Source organism: Stenotrophomonas sp. GL_101, from assembly GCF_057835675.1.
Map to the genome: position 1 here is coordinate 2,599,445 of NZ_CM174432.1, position 22,432 is coordinate 2,621,876.

The following is a 22,432-nucleotide window of genomic DNA, read 5'->3' on the forward strand; positions in this document are numbered from 1 at the left end:
TCTCCTGACTGGGGGCGTTGCTGCGTGCGGATCAGTTGCCGCCGAGGTTCTGGAAGGGATCGCCACCGGTGGCGGCGGGACGTGCAGCAGCCGGCATGGCAGCCGGAGCGGTCGTGCGACGCGCCGGTGCGGTACGGCGCGTGGCCGGACGTGCCTTCGGCTTGGGCGCATCGAGGATGGATTCACCCATGGTGGTGCGCAGGGTGTCGGCCAGGGTCTTGGCTTCCTTGCGTGCGGTTTCCGATGCCAGTGCGCCGCGGCCCTGCAGGCGCGTCAGCGAGGTGTTGGCAATGCGGAAACCGGCCACGGTGATCACACCATCGGCGACCAGATCATCGGGATCGCGCTGCAGCACTTCTTCAGCGGCGACGATCGCACGCGCGTACTGGCCCTGGTCGAACTGCAGCTGCGCAATGCGCACCCACGGTTCCTTACGGGTCGGATCGGCACGCGCCGCATCTTCGAAGCTCTTGATGGCTGCTTCAGCACCCACGCTGGTGACCTGCGACTCGGCCGTGGTCATCGTGGTGTCGAAGGGCGGCAGCACCGCCTTCTTCGACGTCGACGAACATGCCGCCAGACTGGACAGCAATGCCAGTGCCAACATCGGCCGGTAAGCGGCCTTCCCCATTACCTTCACTTTCATGCCAATCCCTCATGGAAACTTCTAAAGGTGAGTCCGGTCCCCGCCGATACAACACACGGGATTCCTTTCCCTTACCGCCGCAAGTGTACAACTGCAAATACGCAGGGGTATAGTGAAGCGCATAGAGTGAATCAATGCAACGTCACAGATTTTCACATTGCCTTCCGCGTTTTGCTGTACGCGTTATGGTTTTGACGTGCCCCCATCACCACTCCCCTACCCGTCCAAGAATGCATGAAGCCGCTTATGAGCCGAAGTTCCTGCGTAGGGCGTCACACTCTTATATGTCTTGTCACGGTGATGTCATTGTCGCTGTCCTCCTGCGCCAGCGGTGGGCTGGGCAAGGCGGTGGACAAGACATTACAGGCCGTGGGCATCCGCGACGCGCAACCGGAGGCACCCCCGGTCGTGCCGCTGCGCCTGCTTGCCGGTACCAACCTCAACGCCGGCAATGACAAGCGGGCCACCGCCGCGGTGGTCAAGGTCTACCACCTGCGCAGTGCACAGCGCTTCGAACAGGCCCCGTTCAATGCATTCCTGGACCAGACCGGGGAACAGGCCGCACTGGGCGCGGACCTGCTGTCGGTCAATGAGATCGTGCTGACCCCGGGCAACCGCCAGGAACTGAAAGAACAGCTGAGCGAAGGCGCTACGGTGCTGGGTGTGGTCGCCCTGTTCCGCGCTCCGGCCAATAATCGCTGGCGGTTCGCGTTCGACACCAAGCACAAGAACCTGGCCAACGAAGGTATTACCGTGGGAATCCATGCCTGCGCACTGACTACTGACAGCCAGGCCCTGATCACACGCGTATCAGGTGAACCGGGTAGCCTCGCTTCCGTGCGTTGCGTCTCTCCTCGATGAAGACGCCCGCATTCTGACGTCAAAATTCCGGCTTACGGTAGTATCGTTATGTAATTGGGCATCGAAATTGTGATGCGTCGCGCACTTTCACATTCCTGTATTGGGAGTGTGTGTGGAAACCTAGTGTGTATCGGGCGGGGTTGGCCTGAAATTTCCAAGGATTGAAATGTGGCATATGTAAGCAGGATGTCCAAAGTTCTATGGGGGGAAGGCCTGTTCCTGAGGCCCCAGCACTTCCAGCGCCAGGATGCCTACCATGAGGCCCGGCTGCAGGACCTGTCACTCACACTGCACCCGTATGCCTGGGGCTGCCGTCGCGTGCGGTTCGATCCGCAGACGCTCGGCAGCGGCACGCTGCGCCCGCTGGATATCTCGGCGGTGTTTGCCGATGGCGAAAGCTATGACGCCCCGGTGCACGACGCGTTGCCCGATGCGCTGTCGCTGAAGGATCTGCCGCCGGGCGTGCAGTCCACGGTGATCCATCTGGGACTGCCGCTGCTGCGCGACGACGGCGACAACTGCGCCGACAGCGAGTCGACCCAGCTGGCGCGCTACCGGCAGATCAACCGCGGCGCCAACGATCTGTTCACCGATGCGGCCGAAGCAGAGCTGGGCTTCCTCGGCAAGGCAGTCAAACTGCTCACCGACGAGAACCCGCGCGATCCGTACTCCACGGTGGCGCTCGCCCGCATCCGCCGCACCTCGACCGGCGGCTTCGAGCTCGATGAGGATTTCATCCCGCCCTGCGCGCACCTGGACGCCTCGCCCACCCTGCATCGGGAACTGCGCGGCATCCTCGATTCGCTGCAGGCCAAGGTAGATGCACTGTACGGGCTACATCGCGAACCGTCGAAGAACATCATCGAGTTCCGCTCCGGCGATATCGCATCGTTCTGGCTGCTGCACACGATCAACTCTTCCTTCAGCGCGCTGGCCCATCTCTATCACCATCCGCAACTGCACCCCGAGCGCCTGCACCAGGAACTGCTGCGGATGGCCGGGGCGATGCTGACCTTCTCCAATGCGTATGCGCTCAATGACCTGCCTCGTTACCTGCACGCGCAGCCCGAGGCCGGCTTCCGCCAGTTGTTCGAGATCATCCGCACCCTGCTGGACACAGTGATTTCGGCGCGTTATTTCAAGATCGCGCTCAACGAAATCAAGCCTTCCTATCACCTGGGCCGGCTGGACTCGCAGCGCATCGACGGCGACGCCTCGTTCTACCTCGCCGTATCGGCAGACATGCAGGCGCAGGAACTGGTGCAGAGCGTGCCGGTGCGCTTCAAGGTGGGTGCCCCGGACGATGTGGAGAAGTGCGTGCTGTCCGCATTGCCCGGCGTCAAGCTCACCCATGCCAACCAGGTGCCGGCGGCCATTCCGGTGCGCCCGGGCAGCCACTACTTCGAGCTGGACACGCGCGGCGCGCTGTATGAGCGCATGCTCAAGTCGCAGTCGTTGATGATCTACGTGCCTGCCGGTATTCCCGACCTCAAAATGGAACTTGTCGCGGTGACCTCATGATGAACTCGCCCCTGCCTCCCACTCCGGGCCCGATGCCCTCGCTGAGCTCGCACGGTGGCCTGGCCGCCCCGGCCCAGCAGGCCGCCAATCCGCAGACGCTGCAGGACCTGATGGCCGATGGGTTCTACCTGTTGCTGCTGCTCAAACGCGGGCAGCTCCCGTCCGACGGCGAAGCGTTCGTATCCACCGTGCAGAAATTCCTGGACGGTGTGGAGCGCAATGCCAACCGCATGGGCATCGCGTCCGAAGACGTGTATGCGTCCAAGTACGCGTTCTGCGCCGCAGTGGACGAAGCGATCCTGTCCCAGCCCTCGTCGCTGCACGACTCGTGGGAACGCAACCCGTTGCAGCTGCGCCTGTTCGGCGAGCACCTGGCCGGTGAGCACTTCTTCGACCGCCTCGAAGAACTGCGTCGCCAGGGCGCGCCGCGCCTGCCGTCGCTGGAGGTGTATCACTTCTGCCTGCTGATGGGGTTTGAAGGCAAGTATCGGCTGGAAGGCACCGAGAAACTCGGCTACCTGACCGCCCGCCTCGGCGATGAGATCGTCTACCTCAAGGGCAAGCGCCACGGCTTCGCACCGCACGCACTGCCGCCGGACAACGTGCGCCACAGTCTGCGCCGGGTGGTGCCGCTGTGGATGCCGGCTGCACTGGTGGCCGGGTTTGGCCTGCTTGGCTTCTTTGGCCTGCGTTTCTATATGGGTCACGAAACGCAGCAGCGGATGGCCGCGTATAACGATGTGGTACAGATGCCACAACGCACGGCCCACATAACCATTACGCTTCCCTGACCCTGACAGGGTCGCCGGCCATTGGCGCCGGCAACCTTGTGCTGCTTCTTCCGGACAGCACGCAGCTTTAAGCGCATGACGGCCCCTGCCGGCGTCATGCGGATGCGCACAGGAACGCGCGCATCGCCGCCCTTCATCAACGAGTCTGTCGACGATATGGATATCTCCCGCTCAGCGGCCCTTGCCGCCCTCGCCTCTCCGTCGCAACAGGCGCGCCTGATCCAGTTGCAGGGCCCTGCCCCGGGCCTGGTGGTGGAGCGCTTCGACGGCCAGGAATCGGTCTGTGGCACGGTCCGCTTCGAGATCGATTGCCTGTCCACCGATGCCTTCCTGGACATGGACCCCTGGCTGGAGCAGCCCTTCACCCTGCAGCTGCGCCAGGCCGATGGCGGTTTCCGCCAGTGGCACGGCCTGTGCACCGAGGTGGCCCAGCTCGGCAGCGACGGCGGCCTGGCCCGCTACCGCCTCACCCTGGAGCCGTGGACGGCGCTGCTGGCACTGCGCCGTAACGCGGTGATCTTCCAGGACCTGGACACCGGCGCCATCTGCGAGCAGATCTTCGGCGACTACCCGCAGGCGGTGTTCCGCTTCGACGTGCAAGCTGCCCTGCCCGCCCGCGCCATCACCACCCAGTACCGCGAGAGCGACTGGGGCTTTGTCACCCGCCTGTTGGCCGAGGCCGGCCTGGCCTGGCGCATCGAGCAGGCGCAAGGCGATGAGGCCGCCCACACCCTGGTGGTGTTCGACCCGGCTGCCGAGCGCCCGGCGCTGGGCGCGCAGCGCTTCCACCGCGCCGACATGGCCGAGGCCAGCGATGGCATCACCGCCTTTGCCGAGCAGCGCCAGCTGGTGCCCAATGCCAGCAGCGTGGCCAGCTGGCACAGCGAGCAGTTGCAGGCAGTCAGCGGCCAGAGCCAGGCCGAGGCCGGTGAGCTGCCGGCGCTGGAAGTGTATGTGCAGCCGCGCGCCGGTCGCTTCGGCAAGGGCGCCTCGGCCGCCGATGAGGCGCATGCCCGGCTGGATGCCCTGCGCGTGCCGATGACCCTGTTCCAGGGCAGCGGCAGCGTGCGCACGCTCGCTGCCGGCAGCCGCTTCACCCTCAGCCAGCATCCGCAGCATGAAGGCCAGGCCTTCCAGCTGCTGGCGGTGGCGCATGTGGCGGTCAACAACCTGGGCCATGGGATTGTCGAGCTGCTCGGCGAGTCCGCCCTTGAGCAGGGCAGCTACCGCAACCGCTTCCTGGCCGCCCCGCAGGACACCCCGATCCGCGCCTTGCCGCAGGACCGCCCGACCCTGCATGGCCCGCAGACCGCGCGCGTGGTCGGCGTGGCCGATGGTGTAGTCACCCCCAACCGCGAGCACCAGGTGCGCATCCAGTTTGGCTGGCAGCGCGGCACCGCGCCCAACCCGGGCGGGCTGACCGACACCGGCAGCCCCCTCACCGGCCATGCGCCCGGCGACCAGACCAGCGGCAGCTGGGTACCGGTGGCCGAGTGGGTGGCCGGCCCCAACTGGGGCACCCACTTCCTGCCGCGCATCCACAGCGAGGTATTGGTGGAGTTTCTGCACGGGGACATCGACCAGCCACGCATCACCGGTCAGCTCTACAACGGCGAGGTCGCCCCGCCCTTTGGTGGCGGCATCGACGAGAAGGCCCAGCATCCGGGCGTGCTCAGCGGCCTGCATACCCAGTCCCACGATGGCGCCGGCACCCAGCAGTGGGTGATCGATGACACCACCGGCCAGCTGCGCACGCGCCTGCACACCTCGCTGGCCGACAGCCGGCTGGAGCTGGGCTACCTGATCGAGCACGGCGACACCCGTCGCGGCGCGCTGCGCGGCCAGGGCTTCGAGCTGGCCACCCAGGGCTGGGGCAACGTGCACGCGGCCAAGGGGCTGCTGATCTCCACCACCGCGCGCAGCAACGGCGCCTCCACCGTGCTGGACAGCAACGAGGCCGTGGCCCAGCTCAAGGGCGCCGAGCGCAGCCTGGAAGGCATGCACGAGACCCTGCAGCAGCAGAACGTGCCGGCGCTGAAGGCGCTCAAGAGCACCGCGCAGCTGCGCGAGAAGATCGACCCGCAGGTCGAGGGCAAGTACAGCGGCCAGGTCAATGGCCAGTCGGCGATGAAGCCCGATGATGGCCGCAGCCCCGGCAGCAATCCGGTGGAGCGCTTTGCCGCGGCGTTGCTGCTGGCCGAGTCGCCCGAGCAGATCGTGTGGACCACCCCGGCCAGCGCGGTGGCCTATGCCGGGCAGAACCTGCAGATGACCGTGCAGCAGGACCTGCACATCAGCGCCGGGGAGACCGTCTCGACGGTGTCCGGCGAGCACACCGCGCTGTTTGCGCAGAGCGGGCCGATCAAGGTGATCGCCGCCAACGGCCCGGTGAGCCTGCAGGCCAATACCGGCGAGCTGGAACTGCTGGCCGACCAGGCCATCACCATCACCGCCACCGATGATCGCATCGACGTGCTGGCCCAGCAGAAGATCGTGCTGCAGGCCGGCAACAGTGCGATCACGCTGGAGGGCGGGGATATCACCTTCAGTTGCCCGGGGACCTTTACGGTGAAGGCCGGGCAGCATCCGTTTTTGGGTGGGGAGAGTGACGCGGCAGGCCTGGTGGCACTGCCGGCCTTCCTGACACCAAAGATGAAGTATCGCGGCAAGCTACGCGTCGTTGACCGCAAGGACAAACCCAGACCCGACGTCTACTACAAGATCGTCACGAAGGAAGGTGCTGTGCTTGCCCAAGGTGTCACCGACAATACGGGCCGGAGCATCACGGTCGCAACAGAAAGCCCCGTCGCAGTGACGGCATTCATTGGTCAGGGCGGATGGTCGATCGAAGAGGTGATACTCGACGGCGAGCCGGGTTGTGGCTGCTGACAGGCCCGCCTTCCACATGACCTCACCGCAGGACGGAACCTTATGACCGCACACGGCGACACGGCCCACACCGGTACGACCGAGATTTCCTTCACCACGTCACTTGGCACGGTGGTTGAAGGGCTCAACTACCGGCTGAGTGATGGACAGGGAAATAGCCGATCGGCCATCACCGGCACCGGAGGCAAAGGACTCACCCTGCGGGTTGGCGATGGAAAAGACCATTCGTCCACAGCGGGCGGCTGGATGATCGCGGGCTCAGCACGGATCCAGGTCGCGGTACAGCGGGACGACGGCTCATGGAAAGAAATCGGCAGCTTCCAGCATGAGGCTGGCGTGCATAAGCAGGTGAACGTGATTGCAGGCGCCGTCGCCATGCCATTCCAGATGGACCCGGTCTGATCCGCGCCAAGGAGCTACACCATGACCCAACTGCAGGTACCCTCCCACGTCGAAAGTGATGGCGACGGCGTTGCAATGAATGTTTGCCAGGTCGACGTGGTCTACTTTGCAAAGATCAGGCTGCGGATGATCAGCAACGGGGCGACCAACTCCTCCAGCATCCTGCCGTACCTCATCGTGCATGCCACCCCCGAGTCTCCGGACACCTGGACGGTCATCAGCGCGCCGGGAACCAATACTGGAAACGGGGCACGGGCCGGCGTGGTGCACATGGAGGTGGCCGAGCCGGGGCGCTATAGGGTCTACATCAAGGAGCCCACCGAGGCCTTTGCCACCAATGACCCGTTCACGCCCCGGCAGCATGCCCTGGCCGACGGTACCGACAGCGGACGAGGCGTGCAGCCGTTGTTCGAGCTTGAGGTGGAGGAGAACGCAGATTGCACACTCTCGGTGCGCAGGACGCATCCGAACGGGCTGCTGCGCGCCCGTGGCGCGGGCAACGACCAGTTGCCCGCCGATGGCACCCGGCACACCTTTACCCAAGCCCACACCTCCAGCCTGCTTGCCCGTGCACTGGACCTGGGCGACTACGTCATTTCATTCCAGCTCTGGGCCGATGCGTCCCGCACGTATGGAACCCAGCACGCAACCGTCGAGAACAGTCGCTTCCGCGACGCCCTGCGCACCATCTACGGCGAAACGCTGACCGCCGGCACCGGCACTGGTGACGCCGCCCACAATCGCACCCTGACTTCCGGTGACGTGGAGGTAGTGTTCGACCATCAGTCCACCACTGGCGGACGTGGCCGCTTCTCGTTCCGTGAGAACAACAACCGGCCCAACAACCGGATGAGTGCCGATGAGGCGCTGCGCAGAACCCATCCGACAACAATGGAGTTCCTGCTCCAGATGATGGCGGACCTGGACATCAGCTACGCCCGCAGCACCGGCGCGTGGCGCCCGCACGTTGGCTCCACGCGACATCGCTACGCGTCAGCCATTGACCTGACCCACGTGCGGACCACCGTGGCAGGTGCCAACAACCAGCAGCACCAGGTAGCCATCCAGTTCCATCGGGTGCAGTCGCCCAACTCGAATCCGTCCGCCAACGGGCAACCCGAATCCCCCGAGCGCACCCGCATGCGGGAGTTCTCTCGCCGGGTCCACGTGTATATTGCCAATGCCCGGGCGCAGCAGACATTGGGTTGGCTGGGCGGGCCTTGGCGGCTCACCTACAACCAGCTTGGCATTACAACGGCCCCACAGCCGAACACTGAAGCTATCGCGACCGATGACACCCACGTTCACCACGTGCATATCAGCATGGGCACCGATCAACCATGAGTACGCTACTGACGATACTGTTGGCGGCCGCGTCACTGTCGCAGCCGCCCTTTGAAACCCTTCCGGAGGCAATCGGGCCCGTCAACTGCCCAACGCCGCCGCGCACCATCAGCACCATGGAAGGACGCATCTACGAATGTCGCCCCGAGGAAGGCGCGGATCCGTATCACGATGTGACGCCACCCGACGAAAAGACGCATTGGCTTCTTCCATTCGGAAACCCGAACCTGCCACCCAATGGCACGGCCAGCTACCACTCCGCCAAGGACTGGCCGTTCCGCGCCATCCTTTCGTCCGGCAATCCGGTTGCGCCGGGGTTGGAGTATTTCTACGTCTTTGATCGCAATGGCGTGGTTGTCGATTCCAACGAGCCTGGCGCAATCGGTGACCAGATGATGGAAGTGCGCATCTCCGGAATACGGATGTGGCCCACCGCGAATGTCTACTACCGGCTACCTCCCGCCGGCAAAAAGCCGACGAATACCACTGCGATCGCACGCATCGGCCAGACCGGGCGCTATGCCTTCGTCGTGGATGAAGGCAAGCTGTGCCCGGTGCTGGACGAAAGCCATGTCAGCGCCTGGCCGGGGGAAGAGGCATCTACGACAGCAGCGGGAACGTACATCAACGGGCATTGTGCTGAGGCCTACAGGATCCAGCCCTCGAAGGTTGCGAACGACGAGCGCAATCCACGTTACTACGCCTATCCTGGGTTCAGGGCCGGGGGTCTGCCGCTGCTCTGGACATTCCTGCGTCATGACGAGCCCGAGCAGCCCCTGCTCAGCCGCACTGGAAAATGCCTTGCGCTCTGCGGCAAGCCGTAGCTCCGGCGAGACAGGCAGCTTGACGTTGGTTTTTCAATGAATGATGTGGAGCTGCGCCCGCACACCCTGCCCGGCCAGATCACCTAGGGCAACGCCTGATGCTGACAGTCCACCGGGAGCTCAATGCGTGGCATCGGATCGCAGCTCAACGACGTTAGGCTGGGCCGCCCAACCTACCCGGCCAGGTAACAAAGAACTAATCCAATGCCCATCAACTCCCTTGAGCTGAATGCCTGGCACAAACGGCAGGCCACCCTGCTGTACCACTTCGCGTCCATGCCGTACATCCAAGAGTTGGTGGTGCGGATCGACCAGCTCATTGCATTCACCGATGGCTTGCTGGACGAGCGCGCTGGGCTGGACACGGCCGGGCGTGCCTTGGCCAACTGGCGTCCCATCGATACCGCCGGTCACTTTTCTACTTATGCGTATCCGGCCCTGTTGGATTTCAGGGAGAGCGTGGTAAAGAGCATCGCGCTGCGAACATTCGAACAGTACCGCACCGCCGGGCAGGGTCAGTGCTCGCGCATGCTCGACGAGTATGCGCACCAGATGGTCTGGGCCAGCCGCGAGCAGGAGGATGAGTTCAAGCGTCGTGCCGAGGCAGTCTTCCGTTACGCCGGCGTCGTCAGCGACGTTATGTATCGACCCTCGACGCTGGACGATTTTTCCTTCTGGTACCACTGGCAGGAGAAGAGACAGCTCATCCAACGTCTCCCCCGCTTCCGGGTGCGGACAGATGTTGTGGGGGTGAGCGGCCAAGTGCCGCCACGAACCGGCGTCTACGTTCCTCAAGACGACCCCATGGCCGCCCTGCAGTTCGCCTGGACAGGTGGCTATGGTGAGCTGGGCAACACCTACACCCTTAATGACTTCGGCAGGCTAGCGTTGGAACGGGTAGGCAGGGCCGGACTATGGTCTGACGCAGCCGGTCTTCACGCGTTGATCAACGAGCCTCGGCATCATCACCTATCCAGTATCGATAGCGTTGATCGGGAGGAGATTCACCTCGCGCCGTCTGCTGTTTCGCGGGAGGGATTCGAAGGTCGTCCGTGCAAATGGTATTTCGTCGAGATGTTGAACGACGAGTACGAGGATCATGACGGCAGCTACGCCGGCACTGCATCGACCGCCACGTCCACCAAACCCCATCGCGTAGAGGCGGGGCAACACGTGCCGCAGGACGGGTGGTGGTACACACCCGCTCAGATGGGTTCGCGGCGCTATTTCAAAAAGGATGCCACCTTTCCGTCACTGCCCGGGAACGATTTTGGCAACGTGCTCTGGATCTGGTCGCCGGACCAGACCGCGCCAAAGCTGGGCTGAGAGGCAGATGCCGCGGTGAACCCATTGCGTCTCACCTGACCGGGCCCCTCCCGGGGCCTGGACTGCCATGCGAGATCAAACCCGTATCTGATACTGACAGGACCGGCTGGTCGCGCTGCCTTGGATCGCGACATCCCCCACATACAGTGAGCCACGTCTCATTTTCATGCCTGGCTTTTGACGCAATTACCCCGCTCCATGCTGGATGCGCCAGAATCGCCGCATTCCTTACCTGCCCACCCGCAGGTGCACGTCAGGGGGCGTAAGGGATATCTGCCGGTGAAATGACCGGACAACAGGGTTTGCTACTGTTGCCGGAAAGTTGGCGTGATAGTCAGCGTTGATCGCACCCGGTGCATCGTCGGTTTGACTCGCGCTTCACACAACCCTGACATGAGCCTGTCGATATGGATGTCTCCCGCTCCCAGTTGTTGGCTACGCTTGGCATGCCCTCGCAGCAGGCGCGCCTGATCCAGTTGCAGGGGCCTGCCCCGGGCCTGGTGGTCGAGCGCTTCGACGGCCAGGAATCGGTCTGTGGCACGGTCCGCTTCGAGATCGATTGCCTGTCCACCGATGCCTTCCTGGACATGGACCCCTGGCTGGAGCAGCCCTTCACCCTGCAGCTGCGCCAGGCCGATGGCGGTTTCCGCCAGTGGCATGGCCTGTGCACCGAGGTGGCCCAGCTCGGCAGTGATGGCGGCCTGGCCCGCTACCGCCTCACCCTGGAGCCGTGGACGGCGCTGCTGGCACTGCGCCGTAACGCGGTGATCTTCCAGGACCTGGACACCGGCGCCATCTGCGAGCAGATCTTCGGCGACTACCCGCAGGCGGTGTTCCGCTTCGACGTGCAGGCCACCCTGCCCGCCCGCGCGATCACCACCCAGTACCGCGAGAGCGACTGGGGCTTTGTGACCCGCCTGCTGGCCGAGGCCGGCCTGGCCTGGCGCATCGAGCAGACGCAGGGCGATGAGGCCGCCCACACCCTGGTGGTGTTCGACCCGGCTGCCGAGCGCCCCGCGCTGGGCGCGCAGCGCTTCCACCGCGCCGACATGGCCGAGGCCAGCGATGGCATCACCGCCTTTGCCGAGCAGCGCCAGCTGGTGCCCAATGCCAGCAGCGTGGCCAGCTGGCACAGCGAGCAGTTGCAGGCAGTCAGCGGCCAGAGCCAGGCCGAGGCCGGTGAGCTGCCGGCGCTGGAAGTGTATGTGCAGCCGCGCGCCGGTCGCTTCGGCAAGGGCGCCTCGGCCGCCGATGAGGCGCATGCCCGGCTGGATGCCCTGCGCGTGCCGATGACCCTGTTCCAGGGCAGCGGCAGCGTGCGCACGCTCGCCGCCGGCAGCCGCTTCACCCTCAGCCAGCATCCGCAGCATGAAGGCCAGGCCTTCCAGCTGCTGGCGGTGGCGCATGTGGCGGTCAACAACCTGGGCCATGGGATTGTCGAGCTGCTCGGCGAGTCCGCCCTTGAGCAGGGCAGCTACCGCAACCGCTTCCTGGCCGCCCCGCAGGACACCCCGATCCGCGCCTTGCCGCAGGACCGCCCGACCCTGCATGGCCCGCAGACCGCGCGCGTGGTCGGCGTGGCCGATGGTGTGGTCACCCCCAACCGCGAGCACCAGGTGCGCATCCAGTTTGGCTGGCAGCGCGGCACCGCGCCCAACCCGGGCGGGCTGACCGACACCGGCAGCCCCCTCACCGGCCATGCTCCGGGCGACCAGACCAGCGGCAGCTGGGTACCGGTGGCCGAGTGGGTGGCCGGCCCCAACTGGGGCACCCACTTCCTGCCGCGCATCCACAGCGAGGTATTGGTGGAGTTCCTGCACGGGGACATCGACCAGCCGCGCATCACCGGCCAGCTCTACAACGGCGAGGTCGCCCCGCCCTTTGGCGGCGGCATCGACGAGAAGGCCCAGCATCCGGGCGTGCTCAGCGGCCTGCATACCCAGTCCCACGATGGCGCCGGCACCCAGCAATGGGTGATCGATGACACCACCGGCCAGCTGCGCACGCGCCTGCACACCTCGCTGGCCGACAGCCGGCTGGAGCTGGGCTACCTGATCGAGCACGGCGACACCCGTCGCGGCGCGCTGCGCGGCCAGGGCTTCGAGCTGGCCACCCAGGGCTGGGGCAACGTGCACGCGGCCAAGGGCCTGCTGCTGTCCACCACCGCGCGCAGCAACGGCGCCTCCACCGTGCTGGACAGCAACGAGGCCGTGGCCCAGCTCAAGGGCGCCGAGCGCAGCCTGGAAGGCATGCACGAGACCCTGCAGCAGCAGAACGTGCCGGCGCTGAAGGCGCTCAAGAGCACCGCGCAGCTGCGCGAGAAGATCGACCCGCAGGTCGAGGGCAAGTACAGCGGCCAGGTCAATGGCCAGTCGGCGATGAAGCCCGACGATGGCCGCAGCCCCGGCAGCAATCCGGTGGAGCGCTTTGCCGCGGCGCTGCTGCTGGCCGAGTCGCCCGAGCAGATCGTGTGGACCACCCCGGCCAGCGCAGTGGCCTATGCCGGGCAGAACCTGCAGATGACCGTGCAGCAGGACCTGCACATCAGCGCCGGGGAGACCGTCTCGACGGTGTCCGGCGAGCACACCGCGTTGTTTGCGCAGAGCGGGCCGATCAAGGTGATCGCCGCCAACGGCCCGGTGAGCCTGCAGGCCAATACCGGTGAGCTGGAACTGCTGGCCGACCAGGCCATCACCATCACCGCCACCGATGATCGCATCGACGTGCTGGCCCAGCAGAAGATCGTGCTGCAGGCCGGCAACAGCGCGATCACACTGGAGGGCGGGGACATCACCTTCAGTTGCCCGGGGACCTTTACGGTGAAGGCCGGGCAGCATCCGTTCCTGGGGCCCGACACCAACCCTGCCATTCCCGAGCATCTCCCCAAAGGGACGGTACTGCCGCCCAAGCAGTTTGGCATCCGCATCGGGCAGCAGTTCGAACGTGCCGCGCTTGCCGGCAAGCCGTACCGGCTTGAACTGGGTGGGCAGGTGTACGAGGGTGAACTCAGCAGCGATGGCACGATCAACCAGCCGCTCCCCGACGGCGTGAGCAAAGGCCGGCTGAAGGTATTTCCGTTCGGTCCGGACAACCATCCGTGGGAATGGGATCTGGACCTGGCCGCGCAGAAGAAAACCACCGAGCACGCCGGGCTGCAATCCAAGCTCAAGAACCTGGGGTTCTACGAAGGTGCAGTGGATGGCGACTTCGGCCCGGTGAGTCGCATGGCGCTGCAGCGGTTCCATCGCGCGATGGACATCGCAGGGGTGAACACACCCAGCCTTGAAGGTGTGAACGCACTGGGCAACGAACACGATATCTAGCCAACACGACATCTAGGACGGATGCAGCATGGTCTACGGCAACTACGATCTTCGACGGGGCGACCACGACGGCACCCCTGCCAACAATCAGGCCCCGCGCTGGGGTGGGACCAACAACCCACCTCCGGCTGCCGCAGCCAATGCACAGACGCCGCAGAACCAGGGCGGCGCGACCGTGGCGGTTCCGCAGCATGTGCGGCAGTTGCAGAATGACCTGCGCACGTTGGGATTTCTGTTCATCCGCACGCCGGACGGCGATTTTGGCCGCGGCACGGAATGGGCGGTGCGGGAATTCCAGATCTACGCGGCCATGGCCAACGTGGCCCAGGCCAATGTGGCCCGCTTGCATGGCTGGCTGCCGCAGGCCGGCACCACCGCCCCTGAAGTGGGCGCACTGGGACTGCGGCCGAACTCCACCCCGCCGGAGAGCTACTACGTTGGCTCGCTGGACCGGGTCGCCAACGCATCCCGCTACACCGGCCCGATCAGCGGCGTGGTCAACGCACGCACCCGCACGGCGATCGAATACTGGCTGCAGCACAACTACCGCTGCCCGGTGGTGATCGAAGCCTGGCAGGTCGCCCGTGCCACCGGGCAGCGAACCGCGCCCGTCGCCAACGGTGTCAACATCTGGAACTACAACGAGATCACCCAGGGCCAGATCCGCAATGCGGCCAACCAGGTAACCCACTACGTACGGATGTTCTCGCGCGACTACAGCCGCTACTACACCTATCCTGCAACGCGCAGCCAGGACCAGTACCACGTGCTGGGTGGATACGCCCGCTACACCGGCTACGGCGGCGCGCAAAGCGTGGCGCCTTCGCACACCTGGGCAGAGGCGGAAATGACCCCGGAACGGCTGATCGGACCTGCCACCACGTTGGCGACCCTTGTTGCCGCCCCCAACGGCGCCACTGCATCGACCTACCGCGTTGTGCGGGCCACGGCCGAACAGGAATGCATGGGGATGTTCGACAGCGTCAATGGTTACGATGACGCACTGGTTTCCCTGGGACCCTGCCACTGGACCATGGGCTTGCGCCCGGCCAACGGCTATGACAACGGCGAGCTGGCCGGCTTCCTCGCCTACCTGCTGCACCGGAATGCGGCCCACTACCAGTCCGCGTTCGGCAACTTCGGCCTGTTCCCCTCCAGCCAGTGGACTGCTCCCAATGCGGGCACGCTGTGGAACGGCACCGCACGCAAGTACGAAGGCTGGGTCCGCCAGCACAACGAGCAGACCCAACCCAACCAGGCCGCCGCGGCGCTTGCCCAGACGGCGACGGCCAATCAGCAGTTGCCCATGGTTGATCGTACGGCTGCCGAAGCGGATTACTTCAAGACCTGGCACTGGTTCCATCGCTGGGCGATGGCGGGCAGGAACATCACCGGTGTACAGCAGGCAATGTGGGACATGGTGCGGCTACGATTGCGCGATCTGCGCGCGATCAACATCAACATCACCGCCGGCGCCGTGCATGTCACCGGCACCCTGGGCACGATCTGCACCTCCGAAAAGGCAATGGCCATCCTGCTGCGCTGGCATATCTTCCGGCCCGCGCATGTCACCGGCACGAGTGTGCCCAATTCGATCCGCGCCGCGATTGTCGCCAATCCGCAGCTCACCTGGACCGGCGGGCCGGCGCAATGGGCCGACGCCCACGAGCGTGCCCTCACCGCACGGCTGCTGACCGATGCGGCCGCCATCAACGCCACCCAGAACCAGTTGGTGGCATGGCCGACGTATGCCGGTCGCGCGGGCCGGAACTACACCGTCAACAACGAACTGGGCGTGCTCCGCGATGGCCGCAACAGCTTCCATATCGATACCACGGGAATCTGATCCATGACACCTTCCAACGCCTGGCTGGCACTCGCACTGGTGTGTGGCGTCGCCAGCAGCTGCTCTGCCGCATCCCCCGCGCAGACCCTGCAGCAACGTTGCGCCGCCACGCCGATCGACGACCGGGTGGAGATCAAGGTCTTTGAGCAGGGGCAGATAAGTGCATGCCCACCGGATGCCGATGAGGACTGCATCTACAGCCTGACCGTCGGCCAGACCTACAGTGCCGGTACACCGGACTTCAACGCCGATGGCCATCCGGACCAGTTGGTCAAGCACCTCGGCTCGAACTACGGCGACGTTGATGTGGTGCACTACCTGGGCTTCGTGCAGTGCGGCGATGGCACGGCCATCAAGGTGCTGGACGGACAGTTCAAGGAGGTCATCGTGCCCGCCAGCAGCGCCACCGCATGGCCCGAACTGGCCGCTACGCGCGGGTGTGCGGCACCGGGGCACGAGAACGACCCACTGCAGCGCATCACGCTCCTCTTCGATCCAGGCACCTACACCTACGTCGAGACGCCGAAGCTGGATCCGGAGTCGGTGTGCTCCGGTACCCGGTGAGCACGGCGACTGTCCCTCCACACGCACCGCCCCTTGGATGACGCGCGTGCTGCGGTACGTGCTGCTGGGCGCCGTTTCCGCGCTGACAGCAGCGTGTTCCAGCGCTGACGGCTGGAAGCAGCCTCCCGTCAACCCGGCTGGGGAACCGACCGCGATTACCCGCACTACCGCGTTCGCAGGCCGTGGGGAGGACTTCCTCTTCCAGCGCGATGGACGCACCGTCCGCATTGCGCTCGGATCGGCCGTGGATGCCTGGCAGGTCAGCTGCGATCGCACTCGGGCGCTGGCCTGGGGACGGCCCTGGGCGCAGATAACGCCGGGCGTTACGCCCTACACCATCCTCTTCCTGCTGGATCTGGAGCGAGACCGCGTTCTGGTCACCTTCTCCCTTGTGCATGGCCCCTACGAGGTGAACTTCAGCCAGGACCGGCAATGGGTCAGGATCGATGATGTCGTGCGTCGGCAGCGCGATGGCCGTCTGGTCGAAACGGCGCCTGCTGCGGCGGGCATCGAAGAATCCTGCCCGTCGTTTGCCGGAAAGCAATCGGAAACAGCCTCCTGACCCAGGGCGGCGCCGATACGTGCACACGCCTGCGACCCGACGCTGCCACCCCGACCGGGTTCATTTGCGACGTGTTCACTCGCCGCCCGCAGCGGAGATCGGCGATGATCGTGGCGCCACGCAATGGATTGCCCTCATGCCCGACCGTTCCGCACCGATGACTCCCGCCTCCCTGATTTCGCGCGGGTGGGTTTGGCTGCCCAGTGTGGTACTGCTCGCGGCCTGCAATGGCCCGGTACCGACACCGGCGAACACTCTAGCGGCCCCGCCCGCCGCCAGCGCGCCGGGCTTTTCGCTGCTGCCCGATTTGTCGGCGGAGGCGGCGCAGGCAGTGGGCGTTGAAGGCGGCCAGGTGACCGTACACTTCCAGGATCGGCAAGGCGAATCGCTGCTGGTCCTGGACCGCCGCGATCGCACCGAAGACGATCCGGACTTCGGTGAACCGGTCGCCGTGGCCGTGCTCAGTGCGACCCTGCACCAGCGTGCGCAGCCCCGGCAACCGTTCGTGCAGCGTTGGCAGCGCGAGATCCGCATGCCCTGCCCGGGGGTCGATCTGGAGGCCGGCTGGTTCACCGGGCAGGTCGGTGCCACCGACCTGGACAACGACGGCGACGCCGAGATCACCCTCGCCAGCCACACGTTCTGCGGCGGCGGCATCGATTCCCACGAAATCCATATCACCCTGATTACCGCCGATGCCACCTACACCATCGAGGGCACCTCGCTGGTGACCTTGGAGGGAGAGCCACCGTTCGGAGGCGAACGCAAGGACGGTGAGGAGATCGCCACTGCGCCTGCCGCATACCGGCAGCACCTGGATGCCATCTGGGAGGCGGTCCGTGCCATGCCCGACGTGGAGGGTGATGGCGCGCCCTGATCGGCGCGCGTTGCCTCAGCCGATCACGATGTAATCGCTGACCAGCGTGATGCCGGCATGGGGTCCGTGCTGCAGCTGCACGTAGCGTCCGCCGACCTGGTCGATGGCGATGCAGTCATCCACGTCCAGCACCGTGTCGGTGTGCGGCTTGATCCAGCTCGCATCGCAGCGCGTTTTTGCCTTCGCCCTGGCCTCGGCCATGTCCGAGGCCACCAGCAGCAGGTAGTCGTGCGCTTCGCCGAGTGAGCCCGGCACGTAACCACCGAGGTTGACGAAGAACAGGCGCGGTGCGCCATCGGCGGCGGCGGCGGCGGCGTCATGGAAGCGGACCTTGTAGTCCTCCACCCCGTCCACCGCCAGCCAGCCATCCACATGCAGGCCCTTGGCCTGGCCGAACCAGTCCTGGCGCAGCTGCGGGTAGGCGTCCTCCACATGCGCGACGTTGGCGAAGGCCACGTCATGGACTTCGATGCGCGCGCGCGGATGGCGCCCGCCCAGCATGAACACGTGCAGCATCATTGACTCCTGGAACCACCGGAACGGCGCGTAGTGTAGCCCTGCCGGCACGCGGTGCCGCGTCCGGCAGTGGTATCGTCAGCACCTGACATTGCAGGAGCACCATCGCATGACTTTCCTCTCTCGCACCTTCCGCTCCAGTGCCGTCCCGGCATCGCTGGCCATCGCCGCCAGCCTGGCGCTCGCGGCCTGTGTCAGCACCCCCGGGCCGGTGGTCAAGGGCCCGGGCCTGTGCAAGGCCGATGGCCTGGACTGGGCCATCGGCCAGCTGGCCGACGAGGCCAACATGCGCAAGCTGGCCGCGCAGAGCGGCGCCGGTCTGGTCAACCCGATCGGGCCGGAAACCATCACCACCCGCGACCTGCGCCAGGACCGGCTGCGCGTGTTCATCGACAAGCGCAACGTGATCACGGCCATCCGCTGCGAATGATCACAGCGAAGGAGCCACCGATGCGGTGGCTCCTTCGGCATCACTGCCCGGCGCAGTCGCCCTCCTGCCGGCCGCGTGTCTTCGGGGTCTGGCCGATGCCCGGGTTGAACACATTGCCCGGGTCCAGCTGCCGGTAGAACGCCGCCAGCGCCGGCTTGGCCGGATACAGGTGGCCAACGTTGTGCTCGGCCGGATATTCGGCGCCGCGCGCATCCAGCAAGGCCCACATTGCATGCTCGATCGCCAGCGGGTCTTCGCCCTTGCGCACGATGTAATCCTGATGGAACACGTGGCAGAAGAAATGGCCGTAGTACAGCTTGCCGGCCAGCTTGGCATCGATGGCCGCTGGCAGCTGTTCCACCCACTGGCGATCATCGCGGCGCAGGGCCACGTCCAATGCGACGATGTCCTGCACCGTATCGCGGTGCACGTCGCGGTAGCGCACGGCGGCACCGGCCACGGCGAAGCGATGCAGGAAGGCCTTGCGGCCTTCATCGGCATTGCAATGGAAAAAATCGCCCTCGCCATCGGCGAAGTGCGCACGCAGAAACGCCTCGGTCGCCGCGGCATCCACCGCCGACACCTTGAGCAGCAGGTGGTGCGCGTAACGATCACGGAACTGTTTCATGCGCGCGGGCAGATGCCCCGGCAACACCCGCATCAGCGCCTGGATCGCCCGGTCGGTCACCCCGCGCAGGCCCACCGACTCGAACCAACCATCGATGCGGCTTTTCAGTGCGAACGCGGCTGGCACGCGCGCCGTACCGAAACGGTCGATCAGCAGGAAGGTGTCCTTGCCATAACGCTCGCCAATGTCGAATGCTTCGCGGTGCAGGTACTCGCCGGAAATCGGCAGGCGCCTGGACGCGGTAAGCAGGTGACGACGGATGGCGGTGAGGTCGTCCATCGCGTTGCTGCCGATGTAGAACACCTCGGCGTGTTCGCGTTCGAAGGTGTCCAGGCGCACCGCGAACACCGCCAGCTTGCCGGCTGATCCGGACGCTTCGTAGTGGCGCGAGGGATCGGCGTTGAAGCGCGCCGGGGTGCACGCATCCACCTGTCGCACCTGTTCGGCGTAACGCGGATCGGTCGCCGCGCGTCCGCTATCGTTGTCGACCTCGGCCGGCGTGTAATCGCCCCGTTGCAGGCGGTCGAGAATCTGTTCCGGCGCCTCGCCCAGTGCGATACCCAGGTGATTGACCAGCTGCAGTTGCCCGGCTGCATCCACCTGGGCAAACAGCGCCAGTTCCGTGTACGCCGGGCCGCGCCGGACCAGCGCGCCGCCGGAGTTGTTGCAGATGCCGCCCAGCACCGACGCGCCGATGCAGGAGGAGCCGATCACCGAATGCGGCTCACGGTCCAGGGGGGCCAGCAGCTGCTCCAGCCGGTCCAGCGTGGCCCCCGGCAGGCACACTACCTGGCGGCCCTCGTTCAACAGCTGGATGCCGGTCAACCGCAGCGTGTTGACGATGACCACCGGGCGGTCGTAGTCCTTGCCGTCGGGGGTCGATCCACCGGTCAGACCGGTGTTGGCCGCCTGCATGATGACGATGGCATCGGCCGCGACCACCGCCTGCAGCACGCGCCATTGCTCCACCAGACTGCCGGGACGGGCCACGGCCAGTACCGCGCCGTCGCCGAAGCGGTAGCCCTTGCGGAAGCGTCGGGTCGGTTTATCCCCGCTGAGCACATGGCGCGCACCGACGATGTCCCGCAGTTGCGCCAGCAGCGCGGGATCTGCCGGCACTGCGCTCACGAAAGGTTCCGGGCGGCGGCCACCAGCAGGTCGCGGTTGATGTCGGCGATGCGCTTCGCGCCGGTCAGGGTCATCGCCACGCGCATTTCCCTGGCGATCAGGTCCAGCAGGTTGGCCACGCCCTCCCCGCCCTGCACCGCCAGCGCGTATACGAAGGCACGCCCGAGCAGCACGGTGTCGGCGCCGAGCGCCAGCATGCGTACCACGTCCAGCCCATTGCGGATGCCCGAATCGGCCAGGATTTTCAGCTCGCCCTTGACCGCATCGGCAATCGCCGGCAGTGCGCGGGCGGTGGAGAGCACGCCGTCGAGTTGGCGGCCCCCATGGTTGGAGACCACGATGCCATCGGCACCAAAGCGCACCGCATCGCGCGCATCGTCCGGGTCGAGGATGCCCTTGATCACCATCGGGCCGGTCCAGAACTCGCGGATCCACTCCAGGTCCTTCCACGAAATCGACGGGTCGAAGTTGTTGCCCAGCCAGCCGATGTAGTCGGCCAGTCCGGTCGGGCTGCCGCGGTAGGTGGAGATGTTGCCCAGGTCGTGGGGACGCCCGCGCAGGCCCACGTCCCACGCCCAGCGCGGATGGGTGGCAGCCTGCAGCATGCGTCGCAGTGGCGCGTTCGGGCCGCTCATGCCCGAATGTGCGTCGCGGTAGCGCGCGCCGGGGGTAGGCATGTCCACGGTGAATACCAGCGTGCTCACGCCGGCCGCCTTGGCCCGTTCCAGCGCATTGCGCATGAAGCCGCGGTCGCGCAGGACATACAACTGGAACCACATCGGCCGGTCGATCGCCGGTGCCACTTCCTCGATCGGGCATACCGACACCGTGGACAGGGTGAAGGGTATGCCGCGACTCGCCGCCGCCCTCGCCGCCTGTACTTCACCGCGCCGCGCGCACATGCCGGTCAGCCCGACCGGCCCCAGCGCCACCGGCATCGCCAGCCGTTCGCCGAACAGTTCGGTGTCCAGGCTCAGGTCGGCCATGTCGCGCAGCACGCGCTGGCGCAACGCGATGTCGGCCAGGTCGGCGACATTGCGCTTGAGCGTGTGCTCGGCGTATGCGCCGCCATCGATGTAGTGGAACAGAAACGGCGGCAGGCGGCGCTGCGCGACGGCACGATAATCGGTGGAGGCGGAAATGATCATGGGTCAACCGTGGGCAGGAGGAAGCCGCGAGGCACGGGCGCGCCGGGCTTCGTTGTCATCAAGCGTGCGCAGGGAGGTGTGCACGAATTCCAGGTGCGCGTGCGCGGCCGCGCGTGCGCGTTCGGGATCGCCGGACAACACCCCGTCCATCATCTCGCGGTGCTGCACCGAGAGCGGCTCGAACGTACGCGCTGAGGTATAGAGCTTCTCGCGGCTCTGCGAGATGTTGGTCTGCAACAGCTCGAACAGGCCGCGCATCACCTGCAGCAGCACCAGGTTGTGCGAGGCCTCGGCGATGGCCAGGTGGAAGGCGGCATCGGCGCGCGCTTCGCCGGCCGGATCGTGCTTGCCATGCGCCTCCATCATGGTGTTGAAAGCCTGGCGGATCTTCGCGCGGTCGGCATCGGTCGCCCGCAGCGCGGCGTGCCAGGCGGTGGCGCCTTCGAGCGCGTGGCGAATCTCGAGTACGTCGAAACGGTATTCCGGGTCGCCCTGGAACAGCGGCAGATATGGCATCAACGGCTCGTCGATGGCCTGACGTGCGCGTGCCGCCGGTTCGCTGACGTAGGTGCCGCCCCCCACCCGTGCGGTCAGCAGGCCCTGGCTGGACAGCTGTGCGATGGCCTCGCGCAAGGCGGTGCGCGATACCCCCAGCTGCACCGCCAACGGCCGCTCGGCCGGCAACCGGTCGCCCGGCTGCAGGTGGTTGGCGGTGATCAGGTTGCGCAGCTGCGCGGCCACTTTGTCGGACAGGCGTTCGCTCTTCATGCCGTCATTGTCGCTGCGGAGGCGGGGGATGGGGTTGA

The 22,432-nt window shown here is 65.9% G+C and carries 19 protein-coding genes; 14 read left to right on the plus strand and 5 right to left on the minus strand.

All coding sequences use genetic code 11. From position 1 onward, the window contains the following. Positions 1-31: 31 nt before the first annotated feature. Complete coding sequence (locus tag AC3IR9_RS11415) at positions 32-646, minus strand: tetratricopeptide repeat protein (protein ID WP_489290874.1); 615 nt, start codon at positions 644-646, stop codon at positions 32-34. A gap of 246 nt (positions 647-892) precedes the next feature. Here AC3IR9_RS11415 and tssJ point away from each other — a divergent pair, with 246 nt between their 5' ends. The 13 genes from tssJ to AC3IR9_RS11480 all read left to right on the plus strand — a co-directional run bounded on the left by tssJ (position 893) and on the right by AC3IR9_RS11480 (position 17,776). Continuing rightward, the gene (gene tssJ / locus AC3IR9_RS11420; RefSeq protein WP_489290875.1) at positions 893-1,507 is read left to right on the plus strand and encodes a type VI secretion system lipoprotein TssJ; all 615 of its coding nucleotides are present in this window, start codon (positions 893-895) and stop codon (positions 1,505-1,507) included. A 186-nt stretch (positions 1,508-1,693) separates the two neighbouring features. Then, on the plus strand, positions 1,694-3,028 hold the full coding sequence (tssK, locus tag AC3IR9_RS11425) for a type VI secretion system baseplate subunit TssK (RefSeq protein ID WP_489290876.1): 1,335 nt from the start codon (positions 1,694-1,696) through the stop codon (positions 3,026-3,028). Continuing rightward, entirely contained in the window at positions 3,028-3,819 is a 792-nt protein-coding gene (gene icmH, locus AC3IR9_RS11430) for a type IVB secretion system protein IcmH/DotU (RefSeq protein ID WP_489290877.1), read from the plus strand. Before tssK ends, icmH begins: the two co-directional genes overlap by 1 nt. 156 nt (positions 3,820-3,975) lie before the next feature. Next, the gene (locus tag AC3IR9_RS11435; RefSeq protein ID WP_489290878.1) at positions 3,976-6,708 is read left to right on the plus strand and encodes a type VI secretion system Vgr family protein; all 2,733 of its coding nucleotides are present in this window, start codon (positions 3,976-3,978) and stop codon (positions 6,706-6,708) included. Between the two features lie 42 nt (positions 6,709-6,750). Next, complete coding sequence (locus tag AC3IR9_RS11440) at positions 6,751-7,110, plus strand: hypothetical protein (RefSeq protein ID WP_489290879.1); 360 nt, start codon at positions 6,751-6,753, stop codon at positions 7,108-7,110. Positions 7,111-7,131: 21 nt separating this feature from the next. Continuing rightward, positions 7,132-8,454 carry a hypothetical protein gene (locus AC3IR9_RS11445; RefSeq protein WP_489290880.1) on the plus strand — a complete coding sequence of 441 codons (1,323 nt, stop codon included), beginning with the start codon at positions 7,132-7,134 and terminating at the stop codon, positions 8,452-8,454. Beyond that, entirely contained in the window at positions 8,451-9,278 is an 828-nt protein-coding gene (locus AC3IR9_RS11450) for a hypothetical protein (RefSeq protein ID WP_489290881.1), read from the plus strand. Before AC3IR9_RS11445 ends, AC3IR9_RS11450 begins: the two co-directional genes overlap by 4 nt. 204 nt (positions 9,279-9,482) lie before the next feature. Then, positions 9,483-10,604: a hypothetical protein gene (locus tag AC3IR9_RS11455; RefSeq protein ID WP_489290882.1), complete on the plus strand. Its 1,122-nt coding sequence runs from the start codon at positions 9,483-9,485 to the stop codon at positions 10,602-10,604. Between the two features lie 407 nt (positions 10,605-11,011). Continuing rightward, positions 11,012-13,927 carry a type VI secretion system tip protein TssI/VgrG gene (gene tssI / locus AC3IR9_RS11460; protein ID WP_489290883.1) on the plus strand — a complete coding sequence of 972 codons (2,916 nt, stop codon included), beginning with the start codon at positions 11,012-11,014 and terminating at the stop codon, positions 13,925-13,927. Between the two features lie 28 nt (positions 13,928-13,955). Then, positions 13,956-15,773: a peptidoglycan-binding domain-containing protein gene (locus AC3IR9_RS11465; protein WP_489290884.1), complete on the plus strand. Its 1,818-nt coding sequence runs from the start codon at positions 13,956-13,958 to the stop codon at positions 15,771-15,773. Positions 15,774-15,776: 3 nt separating this feature from the next. Next, the gene (locus tag AC3IR9_RS11470; protein WP_489290885.1) at positions 15,777-16,337 is read left to right on the plus strand and encodes a hypothetical protein; all 561 of its coding nucleotides are present in this window, start codon (positions 15,777-15,779) and stop codon (positions 16,335-16,337) included. A gap of 37 nt (positions 16,338-16,374) precedes the next feature. Beyond that, a complete protein-coding gene (locus AC3IR9_RS11475; RefSeq protein WP_489290886.1) occupies positions 16,375-16,899 on the plus strand; it encodes a hypothetical protein in 525 nt (174 codons plus the stop codon). 136 nt (positions 16,900-17,035) lie between these two features. Continuing rightward, positions 17,036-17,776, plus strand: a complete 741-nt coding sequence (locus AC3IR9_RS11480) for a M949_RS01915 family surface polysaccharide biosynthesis protein (protein ID WP_489290887.1) — start codon at positions 17,036-17,038, stop codon at positions 17,774-17,776. A 15-nt stretch (positions 17,777-17,791) separates the two neighbouring features. Here AC3IR9_RS11480 and AC3IR9_RS11485 read toward each other — a convergent pair whose 3' ends face one another. Continuing rightward, a complete protein-coding gene (locus AC3IR9_RS11485; protein WP_489290888.1) occupies positions 17,792-18,292 on the minus strand; it encodes a DUF1543 domain-containing protein in 501 nt (166 codons plus the stop codon). 109 nt (positions 18,293-18,401) lie between these two features. On the opposite strand from AC3IR9_RS11485, the gene AC3IR9_RS11490 reads away from it, so the two are divergent. Then, on the plus strand, positions 18,402-18,722 hold the full coding sequence (locus tag AC3IR9_RS11490; protein ID WP_489290889.1) for a hypothetical protein: 321 nt from the start codon (positions 18,402-18,404) through the stop codon (positions 18,720-18,722). A gap of 40 nt (positions 18,723-18,762) precedes the next feature. Here AC3IR9_RS11490 and dld read toward each other — a convergent pair whose 3' ends face one another. From dld to lldR, 3 genes are read right to left on the minus strand one after another with little or no spacing between them, the layout of a single operon-like run. Further along, on the minus strand, positions 18,763-20,469 hold the full coding sequence (gene dld / locus AC3IR9_RS11495) for a D-lactate dehydrogenase (RefSeq protein WP_489295801.1): 1,707 nt from the start codon (positions 20,467-20,469) through the stop codon (positions 18,763-18,765). A gap of 5 nt (positions 20,470-20,474) precedes the next feature. After that, a complete protein-coding gene (gene lldD, locus AC3IR9_RS11500) occupies positions 20,475-21,626 on the minus strand; it encodes an FMN-dependent L-lactate dehydrogenase LldD (protein WP_489290890.1) in 1,152 nt (383 codons plus the stop codon). A gap of 3 nt (positions 21,627-21,629) precedes the next feature. Next, a complete protein-coding gene (lldR, locus tag AC3IR9_RS11505) occupies positions 21,630-22,394 on the minus strand; it encodes a transcriptional regulator LldR (protein WP_489290891.1) in 765 nt (254 codons plus the stop codon). Between the last annotated feature and the right edge of the window lie 38 nt (positions 22,395-22,432).